This window comes from Streptomyces sp. NBC_01198 (assembly GCF_036010485.1).
GTDB lineage: Bacteria > Actinomycetota > Actinomycetes > Streptomycetales > Streptomycetaceae > Actinacidiphila.
Window position 1 is genome coordinate 1436869 of record NZ_CP108568.1, and the last position, 23402, is coordinate 1460270.

Consider the following 23402-nt stretch of genomic DNA (forward strand, 5'->3'; position numbering starts at 1 on the left):
CAATCAGCGGACGGGCCCGCTGTTACGGTTGCCGCCATGGGACACAGGGACCTCGAAGGCGGCGGTACCACCACCGCGGTGTCGGGCCTCGACCCGGAGTCCGCCGCGTGGGTGGCGTCGCTGGGCGACGCGTCCGCCCGGACGCGTGAGGAGGCCTTCGAGCGGCTGCACGCCGTACTGCTTCGCATTGCCAGGAGCGAGCTGCACCGCCGGGCCTCCGACGCCCGGATCACCGGCCCGGAGCTGGACGATCTAGCTCACCAGGCCGCCGCCGACGCTCTGCTCGCCGTCACCCGCAAGCTTGCCGACTTCCGGGGGGACAGCCGCTTCACCACCTGGGCCTACCGCTTCGTGATCCTGGAGGTCTCCTCCAAGATGGGTCGCCATTTCTGGCGCCGACCGACCGAGGCGCTGGCCGCGGAGGACTGGGGCCAGCTGCCCGACCGACTCGGGCTGGACCCGGCCGACGAGTCGCAGTGGCGTGAGCTGGTACGCGCATTTCGGCAGGCGGTGGACGACGTGCTCACCGAGCACCAGCGTCAGGTCTTCGTCGCCGTCGTGCTTGAGGGGATACCTCTGGATGCCCTGGTGGTGCGATGGAACACCAACCGCAACGCGATCTACAAGACCGTCTTCGACGCGCGGCGTAAGGTGCGGGCCCAACTCGTCGCCAATGGGCACCTGGGCCGGAAGGCAGAGGACACGTGAACGAGTCAGCGGCGCGGATCGAGCATTTCCTGCACACCGATCCCCGCGACGTGGGCTGCGACCAGGCCATGGAGATGCTGCACATCTACGTCGACCTGGTGGCAGCCGGTGAGGGAGCGCAGGCGCGCTACCCGGGTATGGCTGCCCACTTGCGCGCCTGCGGGCCCTGCGCCCAGGACTTCGAGGGGCTGCTGGCGGCGGTGGCCAACTGACCGAAGCAGTAGCCGGCGGACCGGCCGGCCTTCCGACGTCGGCGGGAGAAGGCCACCGGCTGGCTGTTCGTTGCCGTCGGAGCGGGCGTCGCCTCCATCGGCTGACACTGGTACCCGCCTGACCGCAGACGTCTCGGCCTCCTCGGCCCTGGCGTGTAGGCGGGGCCTTACCGTGCACGAGTTCGTTAGCCGTCCGCCGTCGTGTCGTTGCCGCCAACGCTGCTGGTCCGGCCGGACCTTGAGCCAACCGGGGGCAGTGGCGGTGGCGGACCCGACAGGCTGGTCTCTCGACGGCGGTCCCGCCACTCGAAACCCTCGAACATCAGAAGCCCGAAGACGAACGTACCGGCTCCCCCGATCACCAGACCTCGCGCGTGGATGCCGCTCTCCCAGGCGTTCAGGGCATCGATCCATACGGCCATGAACAGAGCCCTGCCAACATTGGCCAGGCGCAACTTGCCACCCCCTCACACAGCCCAGACCGCGCCCCGGCGGCGGGACCCTCGACCAAGGTCTCTACGGCGACCGGCCTCACGCGCCAGAAGGCGAACAACAGGCCACCAGAATGCCCTACTCCGAACCGTGAGCGCGCCTGGAACGCTCGCAGGTCGATGCGCTGCTCGCACTCCGCCTACCTAATACTCCAGTGAGGGTGCTCCGTATGTCCTGGTCAGCGGCCTGGTGGCGGTAGCTGCGGGGGCGGGGGAAGCGTCGTTGGAATGCCGCCTCGGCCTCCCCCGGCGATCAACGACTGCCGGTATCTGCCCTCCTAGCCGCGGCGATGCCCTCCAGCCAGCCGGATGCTCGCGGCTTTGCGCCGTGCACCGTTCGAGGCCAGGGTGCGATCCCCAGGCCAACCGGGCAACCACCGACCACGAAAGCGACGGTTCTCCCACTCCGGGCATCAGGAGTGGGAGAAACGCCACTGCGCAAACGATCCGTTCAGGCGCGTCGACCGGTGACGACACGGTAGAGCGCCAGCAGAATCATGGATCCGACGATCGCGGCGATCCAGGTCGACAGGTGGAAGAAGCCGTTGATCGAGTGGACGTGGAAGATCACCTTGCCGAGCCAGCCGCCCAGCAGACCGCCGGCCACGCCGATGAGCATGGTGATGATGATGCCGCCCGGGTCCCGGCCCGGCATGAGCGCCTTGGCGATGGCCCCGGCCAGCAGTCCGATGATGATCCACGCGATGATACCCACGGTCGTGCTCCTCTTTTGGGCTGTCATGTTCTTGTCGATCACCTTCTGAACCGCATCTCGTTCTTCAAACGTCCGTTCGCCTTCGAGGCTCTGAGGCGAGGCGTCGCCGGGGCAGGCTCAAAGGCGGCGGCCCGGCGGCGTGGAGTGGATCCGGTCATGCGGGCAAGGCGCAAGTCGTATGTGCCGCGTCCGAGCTCCCTTGGCGCAGGCGAGCGGAGAAGGACCGACACGGCCGCACGGCCGCGGTAGGGAAGTGCGCGGCGATGAGCGGCAACGGCACGGCTGCGGGCGACCGTGTCCGGCAGGTGAGAGCGGAGCCCCGTTCCCCTTGCCCGTGCTGAGGGAGCTCCCCTTACAAGGGCCGCCGTCTTGCACCAGCCCAGGTGCTGACATGGATGGCGGACGCCGGAGTCCCCCTGCACGTCCTGCGGTTGATCGCCGGACACGGCTCCCTGCACACCACCCAGCGCTACCTCCGCCCCCACCTGCAAGCCGTCGTCCGCGCCGGCGACACCCTCAGCACCCACTTCACCACGAAGCCCGGCCTGCCCCCACCCCCGCCGAACCAGGGGCGAACACTCCGAGGTTTCCAGGAAACCGACAATCGGGCGTCCCGCAAGAATGATCTTGAATCGGGCTGAAAACACGCTGACCTGCTGATTTTTCACGCCCGTGGTCCCCAGTTGGTCCCCAGGACCCTGACGCGACGTCACATGGAAACCGCTGCCGACAACGTTAAAGGCCCGCCGACCTGGCCATATGCCAGTCCAGCGGGCCTTCGGCGACATAGCGGTATGCCGTCGTGGTCCCCACGCCGAACCCGCTGGCGAGCTGGGCGTAGGTGTGTCCGACGCGCAGGTGGGCGAGGGTGAGAAGGGCTTGGCGGCCGGCGGTCAGCCGTCGCCAGCGGGAGTTGATGGCACGGCGGTGCCGCCGCAACTGATCTGCAAAGCGAAGAGCGGAACTGGACACGTCCACGCCGGACGGGTAGACAAGCATGCGAAGCCTCTGGTGGACACGGTTCTCTTGGTCGAAAACCCATCTACCAGGGGCTTCACCTCGTTGTCACCCCAAGTGCGCAGCTACTATGGCAGGTTGGAAAAGGCTCACTGTGTGGAACATCCTCGACCAGGCCGGCATCGACCCCGCCCCTCGCCGTACCGGACGGAGCTGGAAGCAGTTCCTCACCGCCCAGGCCGAGCACATCGTCGCCGTCGACTTCCTGCACGTCGACACATCAACCTCACACGCATATACGCCCTGGTCCTGCTCGAACACGGCAGCCGACGTGCCCACCTGCTCGGCGTCACCGGCAACCCCACCGGCCCATGGACCACCCAGGCCGCCCGCAACACATCGCAGCCATCAACCTCATGACCCGCCGACTCACCACGGAGAACACACCCACCTGGCGAGACAACCGACCCCAAATGAAACGGACAACAAAGAACCAAACGCCCACTCACGGTCTGGTCTTCTGCCGGTGCGTGCGCGTCCCATGGCCTCAGTGGCCCAGGCGGCGGATGCGGCTGCGAGAAGGCAGTCGCGCACACGGGCAAGTGTGATCCGGCAGCAAGGGACGGCCTCGCCGCGGCATGCGGTCACCTCGCACCGCGGGAAATTCCTCGCCGTTGAAGCTGTTGTGGCAACGGGCTGGCACCATGGCGGGATGAGGTCCGGGCCCGGGTTCCGTCTGGCGCGTTCCGCGGTCTTCGCGGGCGTGTGCGTGGTGACGAGCGCGCTCGGGCACGCGATGATGTCCGGCTCACCGATGCCGGCTTGGGCGGTGGGGTACGCGTTGGCCGGCGTGACCGCCGGCGCGTGGTGGCTGACGGGACGCGAGCGCGGCGCCCTGGTGGTCACCGGCTCGACCGTCGTGACCCAACTCGCCCTGCATGTCGTGTTCATGCTCTCGCAGATGGTGCACGGCACCGGCATCCCTACGACCGGCCCGGCCGCCATGCCGGGCGTGCCCGGCATGGACCCCGCCCTGTACGGAGGCACGGCTGCCTCGGGTTCGTCGGCGGTGGCGCATCCGGGCATGGGCATGGGTTCGCACGAGTGGTCGACGGGCATGCTGCTGGCGCACACGCTGGCCGCACTGGTGTGCGGGCTGTGGCTGTGGCGCGGTGAGGCCGCCGTGTACCGGCTGGGCCGGGCACTGGCCACCTTCTTGGCGGCCCCGCTGCGGCGAGCGCTCTTTGCGTTCGCCGCCCCAAGGCCGCGTAAAGCGCCGCGCACCCGTGCCGTTGCCGCGCCAGCAGCACGACTCGGGCACTGGGCGCTGCGGCACAGTGTCATCCGCCGGGGCCCGCCGCTGAGTCCGTTCAGTTGCTGACAGGCGCCCGTTTCCGGTCATCCGGCTGATGGGCGCGGCACCGGCGCGCGCTGTTGACCGCGCGCCGGGCTCACTGACCCGTCGGCTTCCGTACGGCCTGAGTGTTGGCGAACCCCCGTGCCAGGGGGTTGAGCCCGCATGCCCGGAAGCCGTTCACCGGCGGGACCGCCGCGTGTCACGTCGAATCCGGCGGTCCCGCGGAAGCGAAGGACCTTCATGATGGCCCCTGCCCGGAAATACCGGGGCGACCGGCTGCCGGTCGCACGCAATGACTCCCAGGTGACGGCCTGGGCACTGGCCGCTGGGAACGGCGACCGCGACGCCCTCGAACGGTTCGTGCGTGCCACGCACGGCGACGTCCGCCGGTTCGTCGCGCATCTGACAGCTGACGTGGCCGGGGCGGAGGACCTGGCGCAGGAGACGTTCCTGCGTGCCCTGGTCAGTCTGCCGGGCTTTGCCGGGCGCTCCAGTGCCCGTACCTGGTTGTTGTCGATCGCCCGCAGGGTGGTCGTGGACCGCTACCGCTACGACGCCGCCCGGCCGCGGTTGGCCGGCGCGGCGGACTGGCTGGACGCCGCCGAACGCAGCCAGCCCGATGGCGTGCCCGGCTTCGATGAGGGTGTGGCGCTAGTTGACCTGCTGCGCACTCTTGAGACCGGCCGCCGGGAGGCGTTCGTCCTCACCCAGCTCCTCGGAATGCCTTACGCCGAGGCCGCGGTGCGGGCCGGATGCCCGGTCGGCACCGTCCGCTCGCGGGTGGCGCGGGCCCGCGAGGACATCGGTGTGATGCTGCGGGCCGCGGAACGGGAAGTGCTGCCCCTGACCGGCTGACGGCTCACCTGGGGCGGGGTGGTCGGTGGGACCGCCCCGCCGTCGGGCGGTGCCGCAGTGCGGTTGACCGGGCGCGAACGCATCCCCTTCTTCATTGGTCGTATCGGGTCATGGGCGGGTTCCGGTGGCCGCCCGGTCGGTCGGTGCGCGAGGGGCACAGGGGCGCGCGGCCCGCCCTGGTCGCGCTTCGGTGCGGTTCGGGCCGTCCGCGTGCCGCCGGGTGGGCGCGGGTATTTCGCTCACGAGCCGAGACGGCGCGGTCCGACCGGACCACCGCCCAGCCCGGTACCGACGGCCCCCTCACGGGTGGAGGAACGATGACCGACCTCAGCAAGCTGGAACCGCTGGCGACGTTCTGCGGCAAGTGCGACTGCGGCTGCCCGCAGCTCTTCGTCGACCCGGCCGCGCCGGCCGAGCGCCGCGTGGTGATCACCGACGACTTCGGGCAGCGCGTGGAGATGAGCGCCGACCAGTTCGCCGATCTGGTGGAGGAGGCGAAGGCCGGGAAGCTCGACGCGGTGGCGGTCGCCTGATCAGCGTCCGCGAACGGCCGTCACACCGGTACGCACGCGGACGTGCTGCCGGTGGTGGGCCCGCTCACCGGTCGATCGGCTGGGCGGGCCTGCCACCGGCCAGGGGCTGGGCGGCGTAGGTGATGCGGATGACGCCGTCGGCGTGCTGTTCGGTGCTGGCCTGCACGCCGAACACCTCGCGCAGGGTGTCGGGGGTGAGGACGTCCAGGACCGGGCCCGCGGTGACGACGGCGCCTTCGTGCAGGACGACGAGGTAGTCGCAGAGCCGGGCGGCCAGGTCGAGGTCGTGCAGGGCGGCCAGGGTGGTGGTTCCGGTGGTCCGGATGAGGTCGAGCAGTTCGAAGCGGGCGCGGATGTCCAGGTGGTTGGTCAGTTCGTCCAGGACGAGGAGCTGCGGGCGCTGGGCCAGGGCGCGGGCGAGCAGGACGCGCTGGCGTTCGCCGCCGGACAAGGTGGCGTACTCCCGCTCGGCGAAGGGCCGCACCCCACAGCGGTCCAGGGCCTCCTCGACAGCCTGGTGGTCCTCGGCGCCGTCGCGTCCGAGCAGGCCGTGGTGGGGGGAGCGCCCCAGGGCGACGATCTCGGTGACGGTTAGTCCTGTGGTGTTGCCGGTGGCGTCCTGGAGGACGGCGGCGGTGCGGCGGCCCGCGGCACGGGCGGATAGTGCCCACACATCGTCGCCGCCGACGCGGACCACTCCGCCAGCCGGGCGCAGCGAGCGGTAGACGGCCCTGAGCAGGGTGGATTTGCCGCTGCCGTTGGGGCCGACGAGCCCGACGACGTCGCCCTGGCCGGCTTCCAGGGTGACGTCGCGAAGGATCGGGTGGTGGTCCAGGGTGATGCGGAGCTGGTCCACAGTGAGTTTCATGCGGAGTCCAGACCCTTGTTGTGGCGCAGCAGCCACAGGAAGAAGGGGGCGCCGAGCAGGGCGGTAAGGATGCCCAGCGGCAGTTCGTTGGGCCGGTCCAGGGTGCGGGAGAGCAGGTCGACCAGGACCAGGTAGACGGCTCCCAGCAGTGCGGTCAGCGGCAGGAGCCTGCGGTGGTGGGCGCCGGTGGTGAGGCGGACGATATGCGGGATCATCAGACCGACGAAGCCGACGCCGCCGGCCACCGCGATGACGGTTCCGGTCAGCAGCGAGGACAGCACCAGGAGAACGGCCCGGAGCCGGTTGACGTCGACGCCGAGGGCAGTGGCCGACTCTTCCCCGGCAAGCAGGACGTTCAAGCGTCGCCCGAACAGCGCCAGGACCGCGGTGGTGCCGAGCACGACGGCAGTGACGGTGGGAAGTTGGCTCCACTGGGCGCCGGCGACACTGCCGAGCATCCAGAACATCACCGTCCGCGACTCGGTCGGTGTGGCCCGCAGCTGGATGAAGCTGGTCGCGGACAGGAAGACATAGCCGACGGCGACTCCGGCCAGTACCAGCCGGGTCGGGGCCAGTCGGCCACGGCGCTGGCCGAGAGCGAAGACCAGGACACCGGCCGCGAGCGCACCGAGAAACGCCGCCGCCGACACCCCGAGCCCGCCGACCGCGGCGCCGCCCGCGGTGATGACCACAACGGCGCCGAGAGAGGCTCCGGAGGAGAAGCCGAGCACGGTGGGATCGGCCAGCGGGTTGGACACCACCGTCTGCAAGACGGCACCTGACACGGCCAGTCCTGCTCCGACCAGGGCGGCCAGCACCACCCGGGGGGCCCGGAAGTTCCACACGATCTGGTCCAGCGCCGGGTCACCGGACGCGCCACGGCCGGTCAGATGGTGGATGATGATCCGCCACACGTCGCTCAGCGGGATGGTGACCGCGCCGATGCTGACCGCGACCATCATGACGGCGATCAGCACGACCGTGAGTCCGAGAAGGGCGACGGGGTAGTGCAGGCGTTTCAGAACCGGTCGGGGTGGAGCATCTTGGCGATCTTCGCGACGGCCAGGTCGTTGCTGGGGCCGAGGTACATGGAGTCGGACAGCACCGTGTAGGTGTTGGTCTTCGCGGCCGGCCACTGGGGGAACTCCTTGAGAAGCTGTTTGGCGTAGGCCGCCGGGTCGGGGTCGTTGTAGCTGATGACGACGAGGGCGTCGACGTCGGTGGCGGCGACCTTCTCCTTGCTCAGGTCGGCGAAGGTGGTCCTGGATGCCGAGGCGAAGGCGTTGGTGCCGCCGGCGGTGGCGAGGATGTCGTTGACGATGCCGTTGGCGACGACCGCGCTGAAGGCGTTGCTGCCCATGGCCATGTTGGAGAAGAGCACCATCACCTTCGGCTTCTTCGCGCCCTGCACCTTCGAGGACACCGCGGCGATGTTCTTCTGGGAGGCGGCGATAAGCTTCTCCGCGCGGTCGCTGACGTTGAAGACCTTGCCCATGTCGCGCAGCAGGGTGTAGCTGTCGGCCAGGGTCATCTTGGAGGGTTCGTCGTCGCAGCCCTGTGGGGAGATGTAGCTGTTCGCGCCTGCTGTCTTGAGCTGCTCGCGGGTGGCGAAGCCGTTCTTCGCCTCGAATCCGTAGGACGTCAGGGACAGCACGAAGTCCGGCCGCAGGCCGATCATCGCTTCGCGGGGGATGTCGTAGGCGTCGTTGAGCTTGATGCCGCCGGTGGGCAGGGCCTTGATGGCCTGGGCGCGGCCGGGGACCTCGGACATACCGTAGGTCTGCTCGTTGGCGACGACCCGGTCCCCGAGGCCGAGGGCCAGGAGCGTGGAGACCTCCGCGACCGAGGCACCGTTCATGACCACGACCCGGCTGGGGGCCTTGGTGAACGTCTCGGTCTGCCCGCAGTTGGTGACGGTCACCGGATAGCCGGAGTGCGGTGCCGCCGAGGGGGCGTCGTCGACGCCCCCGGTGTCGCCGGAGGAACCGCCGCATGCAGAGAGGGACACCACAAGGAGCGTTCCGGCCAGGGCCGTGGCGGCGGTTCGTCTCTTCGGCATACGTAACTCCCGGGTGCGGGGTGAGGGCTTCTGGCCCAGTAGTCGGACGGTGATACGGCGGGGTTCCCGCAAACCGTGCGCCACTTGGACTTGGAGGCTGGGCGCAGGGATTTGCACGACAGCGAAAGGCAGCGCGCCCGGTGGACAGGCAACCGGCGGGAACTGACCTGGCCACCGGTCCGACTACTGAGGTGTGAACCACGAACAGGGACCCGGAGCGACTGCTGCTCCGGGCACAGCGCCGCTTCCTCAGACCGGCCGCCGCACCAGGCCACCTCTCGCAGTCCTCGCCCGGGGCGCCGCCGTGCCCTTGGGCGCCTGCCTGATCGTGCTGCTCGGGCTGACCGCGTACACCGCCGCCGGGGCGGCCGGGGCGCCGCCGGCCCGGATCAGTGTGACCGGCGCGCGGGTGGTGGTGCCGAGCAACCCGGACGCGACAGCGGCGTTCTTCGTGATCCGCAACACCGGCCGGTCACCTGACACGCTGGTGTCGGTCAGCTCGCCACAGCTGCGCCGCGCTGTCCTGAGCCGGACCGTCGTGGCCGAGGGTGCCGGGCACATGGAACCGGCGCCGGGTGTGGTCGTGCCCGCGGGCGGCACGGTCTCCCTCATACCCGGCGGGGTGGACGTGATGGTCCCCGATCCCCCCGCTCTGCGAGTCGGCCAGCAGATCGCGCTCGACCTGCGGTTCGCCGCCAGCGGGATGGTACGCGTGCTGGCCATGGTCGTCCGCCCCGGCTCCTGACCCCCGCCTGCGGCCCCCGACGCCGCCCCCGTTGCCCTGCCCTTTCGTCCCGTGGAGTCGCTGTGCCCGTGAGTACCCCCGCTGCTGCCGCCCGGCAGCTCCCGCCGTCCGCTTTCCTCAGCGGATTCGTCCTTCTGCTGGCGCTGATGTTCACCGCCGCCTACGCCGCCGGTGCGCTGGCAGGACCAGTCAATCCGCACCTGCACCCGGTGCGCGGCGGAGTCGAGAAGAACGGCCACGGCAGCGGCATGGGCGGCATGGGATGAGCGGCGTCCAGCAGGCCCTCGCCTCGACAACGGACCTGAAAGTCACCGGTATGACCTGCGCCGCGTGCGTGAGCCGGGTCGAGAAACGCCTCGCCCGCCTCGAAGGGGTGACCGCGACGGTCAACCTGGCCACCGGGACCGCCCGGATCAGCCACCCGGCCGCCCTGACCGCCGAGGACCTCGTCGCGGCTGTGGAAGCCGCCGGCTACGGTGCAGCGCCGATCACGCCACCGGAAGACGGCACCGATGACGATCCGCAGGACGCCGAGCGGGCGGATCGGTGGCGGCTGCTGGTCGTCGCCGTCCTCGCGATGCCGGTGCTGGCCCTGTCGATGGTGCCGGCCTGGCAGTTCACCTGCTGGCAGTGGGTCTGTTTCGGCCTGGCGGTGCCGGTGGCGACGTGGGGCTCCTGGCCGTTCCACGCCCGCGCCCTGCGCGGACTGCGCCATGCCGCGGCCACCATGGACACCCTGGTCTCCCTCGGCGTGACCGCGTCGCTGGCCTGGTCCACCTACGCCCTGTTCCTGGGCGGGGCAGGCGGCGTCGACTACCGGATGCCGTTCTCCCTGCTCTTCTCCGACCACCACGGCACCCATGTCTACCTCGAAGGGGCCGTCGGTGTACCGCTGTCCGTCCTGGCCGGGCGGCTGCTGGAGACCCGCGCCCGCCGCGCCACCGGCTCCGGACTGCGCGCCCTTGCCGAACTGACCGTCAAAGACGTGACCGTACGAGACGACGAAGGCCGGGAACGCCTCATCCCCGCGGCCGGGTTGCAGGTCGGGCAGGACTTCACGGTGCGGCCCGGGGGACGCGTCGCCACCGACGGCCAGGTGGTCGAAGGCGCCTCGGCCCTGGACCAGTCACTGGTCACCGGGGAGAGCGAACCGGTCGAGGTCGGCCCCGGGTCCCCGGTGGTGGGCGGCGCCGTCAACGCCGGCGGGCTGCTCCTGGTCCGGGCCACCGCCGTCGGCGCCGACACTCAACTCGCGGCCATCACCCGCATGGTGACTGAGGCCCAGGCGGTCAAGGCCCGCGTCCAACGCCTCGCCGACACCGTCGCGGGCGTCTTCGTGCCGGCCGTCCTCGCGGTGGCCGTGACCGTGCTGGGCTTCTGGCTCGGCGCGGGCGCCGACACCGAATCGGCGGTCACCACGGCCGTCGCCGTCCTCGTCGTTGCCTGCCCCTGCGCGCTGGGCCTGGCCACCCCCACCGCCCTGCTGGCCGCCACCGGACGCGGCGCACAACTGGGCATCCTGGTCAGCGGACCCCAAGCCCTGGAGTCGCTGCGCGACATCGACACCGTCGTCCTGGACAAGACCGGCACCCTGACCACCGGCCACATGTCCGTCACCCGGATCACCACCCGCCCCGACGCGCTACCCGCCGGCGATGTACTGCGCCTGGCCGGCTCGGTCGAGCAGGGATCCGAGCACCCGCTGGGCCGGGCGATCACCGCCCACGCCACGCACTCCTCCCCCGCCGGCCCCGGTGAACCGCTCCCGGCCGTGACCGACTTCCGCGCCACCGCCGGCGTCGGCGTCACGGGCCTGATCGAAGGGCGCCGCGTCGTGATCGCCTCCCCCGACGAGAGCCTGGAAGGCGTCCTCGCCGACGCTGTCACCGCGGCGGAGGCCGCCGCGCACACCTGCGTCCAGGTCACCGTCGACGGCCACCCGCAAGCGGTCATCGAACTCGGCGACCTGATCCGGCCGGGCAGCTACCGTGCCGTGGACCATCTGCGCCGCCTCGGTGTCAAGCCGGTGCTGGCCACCGGCGACCGCGAGGCCCCCGCCCGCGCGGTCGCCGCCGCGCTCGGCATCACCGACGTCCATGCCCGCTGCACGCCCGGAGGCAAAGCGGACCTCGTCAGCGAACTGCGAACCCAGGGACGCCGGGTGGCCGTCCTCGGCGACGGCGTCAACGACGCCGCAGCCCTGGCACGGGCCGACCTCGGCATCGCCATGGGCGGCAGCACCGACGCCGCAGCAGCCGCCTCCGACGTCACCCTGGTGCGCGCCGACATCCACGCCGTCGCCGACGCCGTACGCCTGGCCCGCCGCACCCTGGCCACCATCCGCGTCAACCTCACCTGGGCCTTCGCCTACAACCTGGCGACCCTGCCGCTGGCCGCCACCGGCTGGCTGGACCCCATGCTCGCCGCTCTCGCGATGTCCGCCAGCTCCCTGCTGGTGGTCGGCAACAGCCTGCGGCTGCGCTCCTGGCAACCGCAGACCCTGCGGCCGGCCGGCCGGACCCGCGGTGGGCGTCAACTGCCCCCGGCGGCGCGGACCGACCAGCGCTCCTCGACCTTCGCCAGCCGCCAGTAGGACAGCGCCGCCGCCCACACCACCACGAACAGCCCGACAATGACATAGCCGACGCTGTCCAGGTCCGGCCCGGCACCACCCGACCGGTGACCGCGTCGGTCAGGTCGAGCTTGTCGTGCAGAACACCGACCAGCTCGCGGCCTCGTCGTAGGTAGCGGCCCGCGTCGCTGAGAAGACGCCCAGGATCCCAGCAGGGCCACCAGGTTGAGCGCGGCGATCACGTAGAGGAACGTCCCCGAGACACTCTCGCCGATCACGCCGAGCATCCGGTGCGTGCCGGAATCGTCATTAATCAGCGTTCCGGCCAGCCGGGCGCAGCCTGCCGCCAGCGCGGCCCGGGCGACCACCACACTGAAATGGCCCAGGGCGAACCAGAAACCGACCGATACCGGGTGCTTGCCGTCGGCCATCAGCTTGCGGGCCGTGTTGTCCATGGCGCCGATGTGGTCGGCGTCGAAGGCGTGCCACATCCCCAGGGTGTAGGCGGTCGCGTCCAGTCCGAGGCCGAACGCCTCGGACTCGACGCGGTAGCGGTCGGGCACCACCAGCACGATCAGCACGCCGAAAGCGACCACGTGCAGGGCCAGGATCTGTAGTTCTGCGACCGATCCAGCCGCTCCGGATCAGCAAGGTTGCGCAGCCCCCGACGTCACGCCGGGCCGCTCGCCTCACCCGGGCCGGCGCGGGACGCGCATCGGTTCAGTCCGGCGTGGCCGCCAGTTCGGCCTCGGATTCCCTGGACGTGTTCACGGATACCATCATCGGGTCGACCGCGCCTCTGGAGCGTAGCCCGATCCAGATGAAGGCCACGCTGACAAGCGTGACCGCGACGTCGACGCCCAGCGCGAGGTGAATACCGGTCAGCTCCCCGCTCTGGGTTGCGGCGATTGCGCTCAATACCGGGATACCGATGGTGATGGCAACCTGCTGGGTCATCGAGGTCAGACCACCCGCCAGGCCCTGCTCCTCGTTCGGCAGGCCCGAGGTCCCGGTCACGGTGTACGACACGATGGCGGGCACGTGGCCGAAGAACCCGACGAACAGGGCGGGGATCACGATCACCAGTGCGATCCGGTGGTCGCCGACGAACAGCAGCGGGACGGTTGCCAGGCTCTGCACCCCCATGCCCAGGGCCAGGATCTTTCGGCTGCCGTGGCGCCCGATCAAGCGGCCTGCGAGCACCCCGGCGGCCACCGCTGCCAGGCCGGGGACACCGAAGATCAGACCCGTGATCAGCGGCGAGAAGTCCAGGACATTCTGCAGGTAGATCGTCATCAGGAAGATCATCGCAGTCTCCATGGAGAAGATCACGAGCCCCGCGTAGTTGCCCCACTTGACCGTCGGCCGCTTGAGAATGTGCAGCGGGGCCAGGGGCGCGGACGAGCGCAGCTCGATCACCCAGAAGACGGCCAACAGCACGACGCCGACGATGGCCACCGGAATGGTCTTCTCGATGATCGAGTAGATCACCGCCAGCAGACCGCCGGTGACGGTGACCGCTCCGGGCAGGTCCAGCTTCACCCGCTGCGGCAGCACGCTCTCGGTGATCAGGCCGGGAGTGAGTACCAGGATGGCCACGGCGACCGGGACGTTGATGAAGAACGCGGCCCGCCAGCTCAGCAGGCTGACCAGGGTGCCGCCGACCAGCGCGCCGATCGTGAAGCCGGCCGACAGCAGTGCGCCGTTGAGACCGAGGACGCGGTCCCGGACCGGGCCCTCGGCGAAGGAGGTGGTGAGCAGCGACAGCGCGGCCGGCGCGGCCAGCGCGGTGGACAGGCCCTGCAGTACTCGTCCGGTGAGCAGCAGTTCCGAGTTCTGGGCGAACCCGCCGATCAGCGAGGCGACGATCAGCAAGGCTATACCGGACAGGAAGATGGTGCGCCGACCATAGAGATCGGCGACCCGGCCGAACAGGAGAGTAAGACCGGCTGCGGGCAAGGCGTAGGCGGAGGTGATCCAGGGAAGTCCGCTCAGTCCGAGCCCGACCCCGGCACCGACTTTCGGCAATGCGACGTTCAGGATGGAGAAATCGACGGAGAGCATGAACCCGGCACCGAGCAGAACGAAGAGAATAAGTCGCTGCCTGCTGCTGAAATGCGTGGGCGAGGTTGTTCCGGTGGTCATATGTCCAGCCATATTCGAAAGAGGACTTCATGGGGGAATTTCCCGGCCTGGGACGACCGAATTTTTGCCGGAGTTCCGTCCCGGATGAACACCGGCTTCACATGGTCGTCGTGAATAGCGACCGCGACGCAGGCTCCCGACGCTGCGGTCCCGAAACGCGGGCCAGTTGTCGAACACTGGCCCGCGTCAACAGCGCTCGTGATCAGGACACTTGAGCCATCGCGTCAGTGCCAGTCGCTGATCTTCACGTCCCGTGGATCCGGGGCACCTTCGCCGGTCTCCACGAGCTCCTTGAGGCTCAGCAGGAAGGTGGCCCACTTGGTGCTGCAGTGGTTCATGAACTCGACCGGCTCACGCCACCCTTCGTGCTTGAACAGCACGATCGTGTAGTCGCCTTCCTGCCGCAGCTCCCACCGCACGGTGGTGCCGATCCACTCCTCCGGGCCGCCGACGACCTCCCAGCGGACGAGCCGGCCCGGATCGAGCTCGATGACCTTCATGTCGAACCCACCCGGCCGAAACCGGAATTCGATCACGCCGTCGAGGTCGGTGGACCCGGACGCCTTCTCGGTCCACCAGCCGGCCAAGCCGTCCAGTGTGGTGAGTGCTTCGTACACCCGCTCCGGCGAGGACTGCTCGACGCCGATGCGGTGAAGGATGTCCACCATCTCCGTACTCCCTGTCCACTGCTGTCTCTTGGTCTCATTACGCCTGTCCTTGCCTCGCCGGATCGTCCCGGCGGGTCCGGCGAGGCGTCGAAGTGGATCTCCCGCTCGATCGTTCCCGATTCCACGCTTGCCACCTCGTGCAATGTTTGGTTGCACGTCACTGTAACCAGACGACTCGGAAACATGCAACCTTTGAGTTGCGTAACCTTGGTCGCGCGACGGCACCGCCGGCCCGGGTCCCGCCGACGGCCGCCGGATGGCTCGACCCCGTGTTCGCCGCCGTCGCCATGTCCGCAGGCTCTCTGCCGGTGGTCGGCAGCCTGCGGCCGCGCAACGTAACTGGCAGCCGCGGACCCTGGCGCCCCGGCGATCGGGACCCCAGCAAGAGTCAACTCCCTACAGAGTCCGGCCGGGACATCCGCAGGTGACCGCATCGGTCAAGTCGAGCTTGTCGTGCGGGAAACCGATCAGCTCGGTAGTGCCGATGGCGAAGGCCACCGAGAGCTCGCCTCGCCCGAAAAACCCTTCCACCGTCGAAGAGTGAATGCCCAAGGATGACGTCATGATGACACCCTGTGGAATCGGCACGATGCACATCGACCACACCTTCAATGTTCCCCTCGACCATGGCCGGCCCGATGCCGGCCGGATCCAGCTGTACGCACGTGAGATACGCGCCGCGGGGAAGGCCGACCGTGATCTCCCGTGGTTGTTGTTCCTGGGCGGCGGCCCTGGATCGGAAGCCCCTCGCCTAAACGGTGGTGAAGGCTGGCTGAACCGCGCCCTGCAGGAATACCGCGTGCTCATGCTGGATCAGCGCGGCACCGGACGCTCCACTCCTGTCGACCGGCGTCTTCTGGCCCAGATCCGGGATCCCGGCGCGCAAGCGAACTACCTGTCGCACTTCCGTGCGGACGCGATCGTGCGGGATGCCGAGATGATCCGCAGGGCAATCGTTGGGAACCGGCCGTGGAGCGTCCTGGGCCAGAGCTTCGGCGGCCTCTGCGCAACCACTTACCTGTCCTTTGCTCCGCACGGTCTCGCCGAGGTGTTCATCACCGGAGGACTGCCCGGCCTGGGCGCGACCCCGGACCAGGTTTACCGTGCCCTGTATCCCCGGGTCACCATCAACAATGCCGAGCACTACGATCGATTCCCAGACGACGTGGACCAAGTCCGGTACATTGTCCGTTACTTGCGCGACCACCGGGTGATCCTGCCGAGCGGTAGACTTCTGACCGTCGAAGCCTTCCAATCCCTGGGCAACATACTCGGCGGCACCGACGGAAGCCTCCGACTGCACCAACTTCTCGAAGACCCCTTCACCGGGGGTACCCAACCGTCGGACGCATTCTTGCTCCGCATCGACCGCGAACTGGCCAGCGTTGCCGGCGGACCGCTGTACTACCTGCTCCACGAGGCCACCTACGCCCAAGGAGCGGGAGCCACCCGTTGGTCCGCCCACCGAGTCCGGAGCGAGTTCCCCGCCTTCGACGCCGCAGCCGCGCTCGACTCGGACACGCCCATTCTGTTCACCGGGGAGATGATCTACCCCTGGATGTTCGATACCGACCCGCTGTTGCGGCCATTCCGCCAGGCCGCCCATCTCATAGCCGAGCGCCCTAGCTGGCCCGCCCTTTACGATATCAAGCGCCTCCACGGCAACACCGTTCCGTCCGTTGCCGCCATTTACCACGACGACATGTACGTCGACCGTGAACTGTCGCTAGGCACGACTGAGGTCATCCGCGGTCTGAAGCCCTGGGTTACCACCGAGTACCAGCACGATGGCCTCCGCATCAGCAACGGGGCCGTCTTGGAACGTCTTCTCGCTCTCATGCACGAGCAGTCGTAGAGATCCATTCCGCGGATCAGCGGAATGCCGCATCGTGCCAGGGCGGGTGAGTTGCAACCGCGTGGTGTTCCGGCGTCGCGCCCGACCCTGTCCCTGCCGAGAACCTCATCCATGCAGCTCATCGCCACTTTCAGCCATCCCCGGGCGAGTACCGAGCGCGATCCACTTGAACATGTTCAACGGACGGTCGGCCCAACGTGAACACGTTCAAAGAGGGCCGTCCTGTACCAGCGCTGCAGACCGCCGAAATGCCTGCTGACCTGTGTCGATGGCATTTTCGGCACCCACCCGGTCGGTCCCGCCGGCGCAGACCTTCCTGGAGCGCATGCGCGCGGGTGGCGAAGGCTGTGGCCGAAGGCGCGTGTCCCAGCTCAGCCCAGGAGTCGGGTCCACGGGGCTGCGGCCGCCGCGAGGACGAGCCGTTCCCTGGGTGGGTTGGGGCCGACCGGGAGCCAGGCAAGGGCGGTGTCCGCGGCCACGGCGGCCCGCGGTCGCAGGGCGACGAGGTGGTCGCCTCCCAGCAGGGCGTGGCGGAAGAGGGTGTGGTTGGGCTCGGCCGGGACGGTGGCCGGCCGCCAGCCGTTGGTTGCCAGCTCGGTCAGAACAGTGGCGGCGTAGTCCGGGGCGCGTGTGTGCGGGAACCAGAGCAGGCCCTGTTGGGCCAGGTCGGACCAGGTGAGTTCGGTGTGTGCGGCGAGCGGATGGTCGCAACTGAGGACCACGCCGAGCGGTTCGTCGCTCAGGATGCGCATGACCAGGCGTTGGTCGTCGATCGGTGGGCGCAGGATGCCGAAGTCTAGTCGGCCGCTCGACAGCAGCTCCGCCTGCCGATGTGACTCGAGGGATTGGTAGGCGGGTTGCAGCGGACGCTCTCGGGTGAGGAGTTGCTCGGCGGCCGCGAGGACGGACTGCGGAACGCCGGCGCAGACGCCGACGCGGACGGTCGGCACGGCGCCACGGATGTCCGCGAGGGAGGTCCTCAGTTCTTCCTCGGCCCGGCGTCCGGCCGCCAACAACGTCCAGCCGGCCTCGGTCAACGCCATCCCCTTCGGGCTGCGGTCGAACAGCGGAACACCTACGCGGCGTTCGAGCGCACGGATCTGTTGACTGAGGCTCGGTTGGGCGATTCGCAGACGGCGGGCCGCCGCGGTGACGGTCCCTGCGTCCGCCACTGCGGCGAAGTAGCGCAGGTGCCTGAACTCGATCCCGGAGAGCTCCTCCCTCAAGGCCATAGGAGCAATCCTATGGCCTTGCGGGGGTTCGGTCTTGGCGGGACCGCCGGGCGATCTGCAAGCGTGGGACCATGTTCCTCATTCTGTTTGACTACCAAGTGCCGCTGGAGCGGATCGACGAGCTCAAGGATCGGCACTACACCAACCCCGAGGGCGTGTTCGCCCGTGGGCTGGTGCGGCTGGCCGGCCGCCGGGTGCCACGAACGGGCGGCCTGGTGATCGCCGAGGGCGACCGCGCCACGGTTGAGGCCGCCGTGGCCTCGGATCCCTTCGTGACAAGCGGCGCGGCGACCGTCGAAATCATTGAATTCGAGCCCACCTGGCCACTGAGCGATCCCTCAGGCCAGCAGGGCCTGTAGCTCCGGAGTCGTTGCTCTTTTTGAACCTCCCGGCTTCCCTGTGTGTAGGTGCCGTCACGGCGTCCCAGTGCCTGGCCGTGGTCGCCGAGGCCGTGGAGGCCTTCGGGCGGGTCGATGTCCTGGTGAGCAATGCCGCCTACCAGATGACCAGGACCTCCCTGGAGGAGATCCCCGACGAGGAGTGGGACCACACGCTGGCGCTGAACCTCAGCGCGTTCTTCCACCTGGCCAAGGCGGCGGTCCCGCACATGGGCCCCGGGTCGTCGATCATCGGATCGTCCTCGGCCAACAGCGACCAGCCGTCCCCGACGCTGCTGCCCTACGCCGCCACCAAAGCCGCCATCGCCAACATGACCGCCAGCCTGGCACAACTGCTCGCCGACCGGGGTATCCGCGCCAACAGCGTGGCCCCGGGGCCGATCTGGACGCCGCTCATCCCGGCCACCATGCCGGCCGAGCACGTCGAGACATTCGGCTCCAACGTCCCGCTGGAACGCCCGGGCCAGCCTGCCGAGGTCGCCCCCGTCTACGTCCTGCTGGCATCCGACGAGGCCTCCTACGTCTCCGGCGCACGCGTCGCGGTCACCGGCGGCAAGCCGATCCTCTGACTCGGAAGGCACTTGTCACCTCGCCCTGACACGACAACCTCACAGGAGGGAGATCGGGATGGCCGCCACCACCCGGCGGGATGTGATGCACGCGCTGCTGGACGGCTACGGCCGCACCTATACGGCAGAGGCCGGCATCCGCTTGAAGGACACCCCTCAGCCCCTCTATCGCCTGCTGGTCCTCGCCTGCCTGCTCAGTGCCCGCGTCCGGGCGGACCTCGCCGTCGCGGCGGCGAAGGAGCTGGCCGAGGCAGGGATGCGGGACCCGCGGCGGATGGCCGAGGCCACCTGGCAGCAGCGGGTCGACGCGCTGGGCCGCGGCGGCTACCGGCGCTACGACGAACGCACCGCCACCCAGCTCGGCGACGGCGCGAAGCTGGCCATCGAGCGATACGGCGGCGACCTGCGGAAATTGCGCGACCAGGCCGGCGGGTACACCGAAGAGATCCGGCGGTCCCTCCAGGAGTTCCCCGGCCTCGGGCCTGCCGGGGCCGACATCTTCCTGCGCGAGGCCCAGGCCGTATGGCCGCAGGCAGCCCCGTTCATCGACGGCAAGGCCCTCCAAGGTGCCGAGGCCCTGGATCTGCCGACCGCCCCCGGGGCCCTGCTCCGCCTGGCGGCCGGCGCGCAGCCCGCGGTCCTGGCATCCGCCCTGGTCCGCGTAGCCGTCGACAAGAAAGCTCCGGCCGCCGTCCGCGAAGCGGCCCGCGCGGCCTGAAGCCGCCACGCCGGCCTCCGACGGTACGGCGCTCGGAGGGCCGGCGGGCGTCCGCCCGTGAGCATCGGGTGCGTAATCCGGGACGGCCCGGGCATGCGGACGGCGACGGCCTCTCGGACGCCCTGCCGGGTCCGGTACTGCGCCCGCGAGGTCGCGCATCAGCCGAGCGAGCAGGCCCGCGCAGGTGAGCCGGCCGACGACCGGAGAGGTGGATGCCATGCCCAGGGGATCGAGTGCCAAGCGGGAACGGCAGTACGAGCACATCAAGGACAGCGCCAGGGACCGCGGCGAGTCCGAGAAGCGCGCGGAGGAGATCGCGGCGCGCACGGTGAACAAGGAGCGGGCCCGTTCGGGCGAGTCCCGCACCGCGAGCCGCACCTCCACCCGCGACATGTCGTCGTCGAAGCGCGGCGGGCAGCGCTCCCACACCGGTTCGCAGGGCCCCACGAAGGACCAGCTCTACAACGAGGCCCGGCAGCGGGACGTCAAGGGCCGATCGACCATGACGAAGGCCCAGCTCAGCAAGGCGCTCGGGCACTGAAGGCACGGACGTCCCCCCGGCGGACCGCCCTGGCTGCCCGCGGAAGCCGGGCGGAAAGCCGCTCGGGAAGGGAACGCATGACCGGGAGCTCAGGTGCGGAAGGCGTCGCGGACGGGAGCCGCACCATCGACGTCGCGGCCCTTGAGGAGGAGCTGCGCGCCGAGGTGGACGGCGAGGTGCGCTTCGACGCCGGCAGCCGCGGGGCCTACGCCACCGACGGCTCGAACTACCGGCAGGTCCCGATCGGCGTCGTCGTCCCCCGCTCCGTCGATGCGGGGGCGGCCGCGGTGGCGGTGTGTGCGCGGTTCGGGGCGCCCGTGCTCTCCCGCGGCGGCGGCACCAGCCTGGGCGGCCAGTGCACCAACACCGCGGTCGTCATCGACTGGACGAAGCACTGCCACGCCCTGGTCTCGGTCGACCCCGAGGCCCGCACCTGCGTGGTGGAACCCGGCATCGTCCTGGATGAGCTGAACCGGCAACTCGCCCCGCACGGCCTGATGTTCGGGCCGAAGCCGGCCACGCACAGCCACTGCACCCTCGGTGGCATGATCGGCAACAACTCCTGCGGCGCCTCCGCCCAGGCGTACGGCAAGACCGCGGACAACGTCCGCCGCCTCGATGTGCTGACCTACGGCGGTGTCCGGATGTGGGCCGGCCGCACCTCGCCGGAGGAGTACGACACGATCGTGGCGGCCGGCGGCCTGCGTGCGGAGCTCTACTCGGGGATGCGCGCGCTGGCCGACCACTACCTGGCCGACATCCGCCAGGGCTTCCCGAAGATCCCGCGGCGGGTGTCCGGCTACAACCTGGACGACCTGCTGCCGGAGAACGGCTTCCACGTGGCCCGGGCGCTGACCGGCAGCGAGGGCACCCTGGTCACCGTGCTGCACGCCGAGCTGGACCTGGTCCCGGTGCCGGCCGTGCAGGCGATCCTTGTCCTGGGATACCCCGACATCTGCGCTGCCGCCGACGACGTCCCGCGGATCCTGGAACACAGCGACCCGGCGCAGCTCGAGGCGCTCGACGACCGCATGGTCCAGCTCATGCGCGAGGAGCACACGCACCTGGAGTCGCTGGGCTCCTTTCCCGAGGGCGGCAGCTGGTTGTTCGTCCAGTTCGCCGGCGACGACAGGGCCGGCGTCGAACGGCGGGCGCGCGAGCTGCTGGCCGCCCTCGGGCGGAGCGAGGACGACGCGAGTGTCACGTTCTCCGACGACCCGGAACGCGAGCAGCGGATGCTCAAGGCCAGGGAGGCGGGACTCGGCGTCACCGCGCGTCCGCCCGACGGCCGGGAGACGTGGGAGGGCTGGGAGGACTCGGCGGTGCCGCCGGACCGGCTCGGGGACTACCTGCGCGACCTGAAGCAGCTCTTCGTCGAGTTCGGCTACGACCATCCCACGCTCTACGGCCACTTCGGGCAGGGATGCGTGCACACCCGCATCCCCTTCGGCCTGCGCACCGCCGAGGGTGTGGCCGCCTTCCGCGCCTTCCTCAGCAAGGCCGCCGACCTGGTCGCCTCCTACGGGGGCTCGCTGTCCGGCGAGCACGGCGACGGCCAGGCACGCGGCGAGCTGCTGCCGAAGATGTTCGGCGACCGTCTCGTGGGAGCCTTCGGCGAACTCAAGGCGCTCTTCGACCCCGACGGCCGGATGAACCCCGGCAAGGTCGTGCACCCCCGTCCGGTGGACGAGCAGTTGCGCCTCGGCCCGCTGTGGCGGCCGCGTGACGACTCCGACGCCCGCTTCGGCTACCCCGACGACGGCCACTCCTTCAACCAGGCCGTGGTGCGCTGCGTCGGGATCGGCAACTGCCGCAGCCACGAGGGCGGGGTGATGTGCCCTTCCTACCGGGCGACCGGCGAGGAGGAGCACTCCACCCGCGGCCGTGCCCGGCTGCTCTTCGAGATGATCGGCGGCCACCGCGACTCCCCCGTCACCGACGGCTGGCGCTCCACCGAGGTCCGCGACGCGCTCGACCTGTGCCTTGCGTGCAAGGGCTGCAAGTCCGACTGTCCGGTCGGCGTCGACATGTCCACGTACAGGGCGGAGTTCCTCTCCCACCACTACCAGGGGCGGCTGCGGCCCGCGGCGCACTACGCGCTCGGCTGGCTGCCGCTCTGGGCGCGCGCCTCGCGGATCGCCCCCGGACTGGTGAACACGCTGTTGCGCGCACCCGGCGTGGCCCGGATCGGCAAGCGCCTGGCCGGGGTCGCGGACCGGGACGCGCCACTGTTCGCCGAGGAGTCCTTCGTCCAGTGGTGGCAGGCCCGGGCCACGCCCCCGCCGGAGCCCGGCGACCCTCGGGCGGTCGTGCTGTGGCCCGACACCTTCATCACCTACTTCCACCCCTCGGTCGCCAGATCGGCGGTCCGCGTGATGGAGGACGCCGGCTTCCGGGTGTACGTCCCCACCGAGGCGGTGTGCTGTGGACTGACCTGGATCTCCACCGGCCAACTCGACATCGCGCAACGGGTGCTCCGCCGGACGCTCGCCGTGCTGCGGCCGTGGATCGCGGCCGGCACCCCGGTCGTCGGCCTGGAGCCGTCGTGCACCGCCGTCTTCCGCGCCGACGCCCCCGAGCTGATGCCGGACGACGAAGACGCCAAGCGGCTCGCGGGGCAGTTCCTCACCTTTTCCGAGCTGTTGCTGCACCGCGCTCCCGCCGGATGGCGGCCGCCGACGCTCGCCCGGGCCGCCACCGTGCAGACCCACTGCCACCAGCATGCCGTGACGAGGTTCGACGCCGACCGCGAGCTGATGCGCCGCGCGGGTATCGACGCGGACGTCCTGGACGAGGGCTGCTGCGGGCTGGCCGGGAACTTCGGCTTCGAAGCCGGGCACCACGAACTGTCCATGAAGATCGCGGAGTCGGGTGTGCTGCCTGCGGTACGGGACACCGCGCCCGGCGCCCTGGTGCTGGCCGACGGATTCAGCTGCCGCACCCAGATCGAGCAGGGTGGCACGGGCCGGAGCGCCCTGCACCTGGCCGAGGCGCTGGCAATGGCGCTGGACGGGCCGCCGCCCGCCGACCGTCCCGAGAAGGCGGCCGCCAGACCCGCCGCGCCCACGCGTGCCGCGGCCCGTATCGCGACCGGCACCGCGGCGCTGGCCGTCGCCGGGGCCGCCGTGGGAGCCGCCTACGCCCTGACGCGCCGCCGGCGCCGGTGACCGCCACCCCGCCGAACTCGTGCCTGCCGCAAAGAGA

At 70.1% G+C, this 23402-nt stretch carries 23 protein-coding genes and 2 pseudogenes; 15 read left to right on the plus strand and 10 right to left on the minus strand.

The features are described from left to right. Positions 1–36: 36 nt before the first annotated feature. Both OG702_RS06450 and OG702_RS06455 read left to right on the plus strand, forming a co-directional pair. Positions 37–708, plus strand: coding sequence for an RNA polymerase sigma factor (locus tag OG702_RS06450; RefSeq protein WP_327287903.1), 672 nt, complete (start codon positions 37–39; stop codon positions 706–708). After that, a complete protein-coding gene (locus OG702_RS06455) occupies positions 705–920 on the plus strand; it encodes a hypothetical protein (protein ID WP_327287904.1) in 216 nt (71 codons plus the stop codon). The genes OG702_RS06450 and OG702_RS06455 overlap by 4 nt, the downstream gene beginning before the upstream one ends. Positions 921–1862: 942 nt before the next feature. Here the strand turns inward: OG702_RS06455 and OG702_RS06460 are convergent. After that, a complete protein-coding gene (locus tag OG702_RS06460) occupies positions 1863–2126 on the minus strand; it encodes a GlsB/YeaQ/YmgE family stress response membrane protein (RefSeq protein ID WP_327293107.1) in 264 nt (87 codons plus the stop codon). Positions 2127–2521: 395 nt separating this feature from the next. On the opposite strand from OG702_RS06460, the gene OG702_RS06465 reads away from it, so the two are divergent. Continuing rightward, positions 2522–2767, plus strand: a complete 246-nt coding sequence (locus OG702_RS06465) for a hypothetical protein (protein WP_327287905.1) — start codon at positions 2522–2524, stop codon at positions 2765–2767. Between the two features lie 136 nt (positions 2768–2903). On the opposite strand, the pseudogene OG702_RS06470 reads toward OG702_RS06465, so the two are convergent. Beyond that, positions 2904–3125: pseudogene (locus tag OG702_RS06470) on the minus strand (helix-turn-helix domain-containing protein); the annotation flags it as partial. A 562-nt stretch (positions 3126–3687) separates the two neighbouring features. Between OG702_RS06470 and OG702_RS06475 the strand changes: the two are divergent. The 3 genes from OG702_RS06475 to OG702_RS06485 all read left to right on the plus strand — a co-directional run bounded on the left by OG702_RS06475 (position 3688) and on the right by OG702_RS06485 (position 5828). Continuing rightward, a complete protein-coding gene (locus OG702_RS06475) occupies positions 3688–4464 on the plus strand; it encodes a hypothetical protein (RefSeq protein ID WP_327287906.1) in 777 nt (258 codons plus the stop codon). 216 nt (positions 4465–4680) lie between these two features. Then, positions 4681–5295 (plus strand): sigma-70 family RNA polymerase sigma factor, encoded by a 615-nt coding sequence (locus tag OG702_RS06480; protein ID WP_442814318.1) that lies wholly within the window; start codon positions 4681–4683, stop codon positions 5293–5295. Positions 5296–5612: 317 nt separating this feature from the next. Continuing rightward, complete coding sequence (locus OG702_RS06485; RefSeq protein ID WP_327287907.1) at positions 5613–5828, plus strand: hypothetical protein; 216 nt, start codon at positions 5613–5615, stop codon at positions 5826–5828. 64 nt (positions 5829–5892) lie between these two features. Here the strand turns inward: OG702_RS06485 and OG702_RS06490 are convergent, their stop codons facing one another. The 3 genes from OG702_RS06490 to OG702_RS06500 are packed head-to-tail and all read right to left on the minus strand — an operon-like array spanning position 5893 to position 8755. Further along, complete coding sequence (locus tag OG702_RS06490) at positions 5893–6696, minus strand: ABC transporter ATP-binding protein (RefSeq protein WP_327287908.1); 804 nt, start codon at positions 6694–6696, stop codon at positions 5893–5895. Then, positions 6693–7658, minus strand: coding sequence for a FecCD family ABC transporter permease (locus tag OG702_RS06495; RefSeq protein WP_327293109.1), 966 nt, complete (start codon positions 7656–7658; stop codon positions 6693–6695). The genes OG702_RS06490 and OG702_RS06495 overlap by 4 nt, the downstream gene beginning before the upstream one ends. A gap of 56 nt (positions 7659–7714) precedes the next feature. After that, entirely contained in the window at positions 7715–8755 is a 1041-nt protein-coding gene (locus OG702_RS06500) for an ABC transporter substrate-binding protein (RefSeq protein WP_327287909.1), read from the minus strand. A 304-nt stretch (positions 8756–9059) separates the two neighbouring features. On the opposite strand from OG702_RS06500, the gene OG702_RS06505 reads away from it, so the two are divergent. The 3 genes from OG702_RS06505 to OG702_RS06515 all read left to right on the plus strand — a co-directional run bounded on the left by OG702_RS06505 (position 9060) and on the right by OG702_RS06515 (position 12093). After that, entirely contained in the window at positions 9060–9500 is a 441-nt protein-coding gene (locus OG702_RS06505; RefSeq protein ID WP_327287910.1) for a copper chaperone PCu(A)C, read from the plus strand. Between the two features lie 68 nt (positions 9501–9568). After that, positions 9569–9766 (plus strand): hypothetical protein, encoded by a 198-nt coding sequence (locus OG702_RS06510; RefSeq protein ID WP_327287911.1) that lies wholly within the window; start codon positions 9569–9571, stop codon positions 9764–9766. Then, positions 9763–12093, plus strand: coding sequence for a heavy metal translocating P-type ATPase (locus OG702_RS06515; RefSeq protein WP_327287912.1), 2331 nt, complete (start codon positions 9763–9765; stop codon positions 12091–12093). The genes OG702_RS06510 and OG702_RS06515 overlap by 4 nt, the downstream gene beginning before the upstream one ends. Here OG702_RS06515 and OG702_RS06520 read toward each other — a convergent pair. The 4 genes and pseudogenes from OG702_RS06520 to OG702_RS06535 form a co-directional block, all read right to left on the minus strand. Further along, a pseudogene (locus OG702_RS06520) lies at positions 12033–12683 on the minus strand (HoxN/HupN/NixA family nickel/cobalt transporter); the annotation flags it as partial. The gene OG702_RS06515 and the pseudogene OG702_RS06520 overlap by 61 nt on opposite strands. A 109-nt stretch (positions 12684–12792) precedes the next feature. Beyond that, positions 12793–14217: an MFS transporter gene (locus OG702_RS06525; RefSeq protein ID WP_327287913.1), complete on the minus strand. Its 1425-nt coding sequence runs from the start codon at positions 14215–14217 to the stop codon at positions 12793–12795. A gap of 224 nt (positions 14218–14441) precedes the next feature. Then, the gene (locus OG702_RS06530; protein WP_327287914.1) at positions 14442–14885 is read right to left on the minus strand and encodes an SRPBCC family protein; all 444 of its coding nucleotides are present in this window, start codon (positions 14883–14885) and stop codon (positions 14442–14444) included. A 396-nt stretch (positions 14886–15281) separates the two neighbouring features. Continuing rightward, complete coding sequence (locus OG702_RS06535) at positions 15282–15482, minus strand: hypothetical protein (RefSeq protein ID WP_327287915.1); 201 nt, start codon at positions 15480–15482, stop codon at positions 15282–15284. On the opposite strand from OG702_RS06535, the gene OG702_RS06540 reads away from it, so the two are divergent. Further along, on the plus strand, positions 15475–16740 hold the full coding sequence (locus tag OG702_RS06540; RefSeq protein WP_327287916.1) for an alpha/beta fold hydrolase: 1266 nt from the start codon (positions 15475–15477) through the stop codon (positions 16738–16740). The two genes, OG702_RS06535 and OG702_RS06540, sit on opposite strands and share 8 nt — an antisense overlap. Positions 16741–17111: 371 nt before the next feature. Here the strand turns inward: OG702_RS06540 and OG702_RS06545 are convergent, their stop codons facing one another. Beyond that, positions 17112–17972, minus strand: coding sequence for a LysR family transcriptional regulator (locus OG702_RS06545; protein ID WP_327287917.1), 861 nt, complete (start codon positions 17970–17972; stop codon positions 17112–17114). Positions 17973–18043: 71 nt separating this feature from the next. Here OG702_RS06545 and OG702_RS06550 point away from each other — a divergent pair, with 71 nt between their 5' ends. The 5 genes from OG702_RS06550 (at position 18044) to OG702_RS06570 (ending at position 23365) form a co-directional block, all read left to right on the plus strand. Beyond that, positions 18044–18331, plus strand: coding sequence for a YciI family protein (locus tag OG702_RS06550; RefSeq protein WP_327287918.1), 288 nt, complete (start codon positions 18044–18046; stop codon positions 18329–18331). 77 nt (positions 18332–18408) lie between these two features. Beyond that, positions 18409–18939, plus strand: coding sequence for an SDR family oxidoreductase (locus OG702_RS06555; protein ID WP_327287919.1), 531 nt, complete (start codon positions 18409–18411; stop codon positions 18937–18939). A 58-nt stretch (positions 18940–18997) separates the two neighbouring features. Then, positions 18998–19657 (plus strand): endonuclease, encoded by a 660-nt coding sequence (locus tag OG702_RS06560; protein ID WP_327287920.1) that lies wholly within the window; start codon positions 18998–19000, stop codon positions 19655–19657. 217 nt (positions 19658–19874) lie between these two features. After that, positions 19875–20198 carry a plasmid stabilization protein gene (locus tag OG702_RS06565; protein WP_327287921.1) on the plus strand — a complete coding sequence of 108 codons (324 nt, stop codon included), beginning with the start codon at positions 19875–19877 and terminating at the stop codon, positions 20196–20198. A 77-nt stretch (positions 20199–20275) separates the two neighbouring features. Further along, complete coding sequence (locus OG702_RS06570; RefSeq protein WP_327287922.1) at positions 20276–23365, plus strand: FAD-binding and (Fe-S)-binding domain-containing protein; 3090 nt, start codon at positions 20276–20278, stop codon at positions 23363–23365. The last annotated feature ends 37 nt before the right edge of the window (positions 23366–23402 follow it).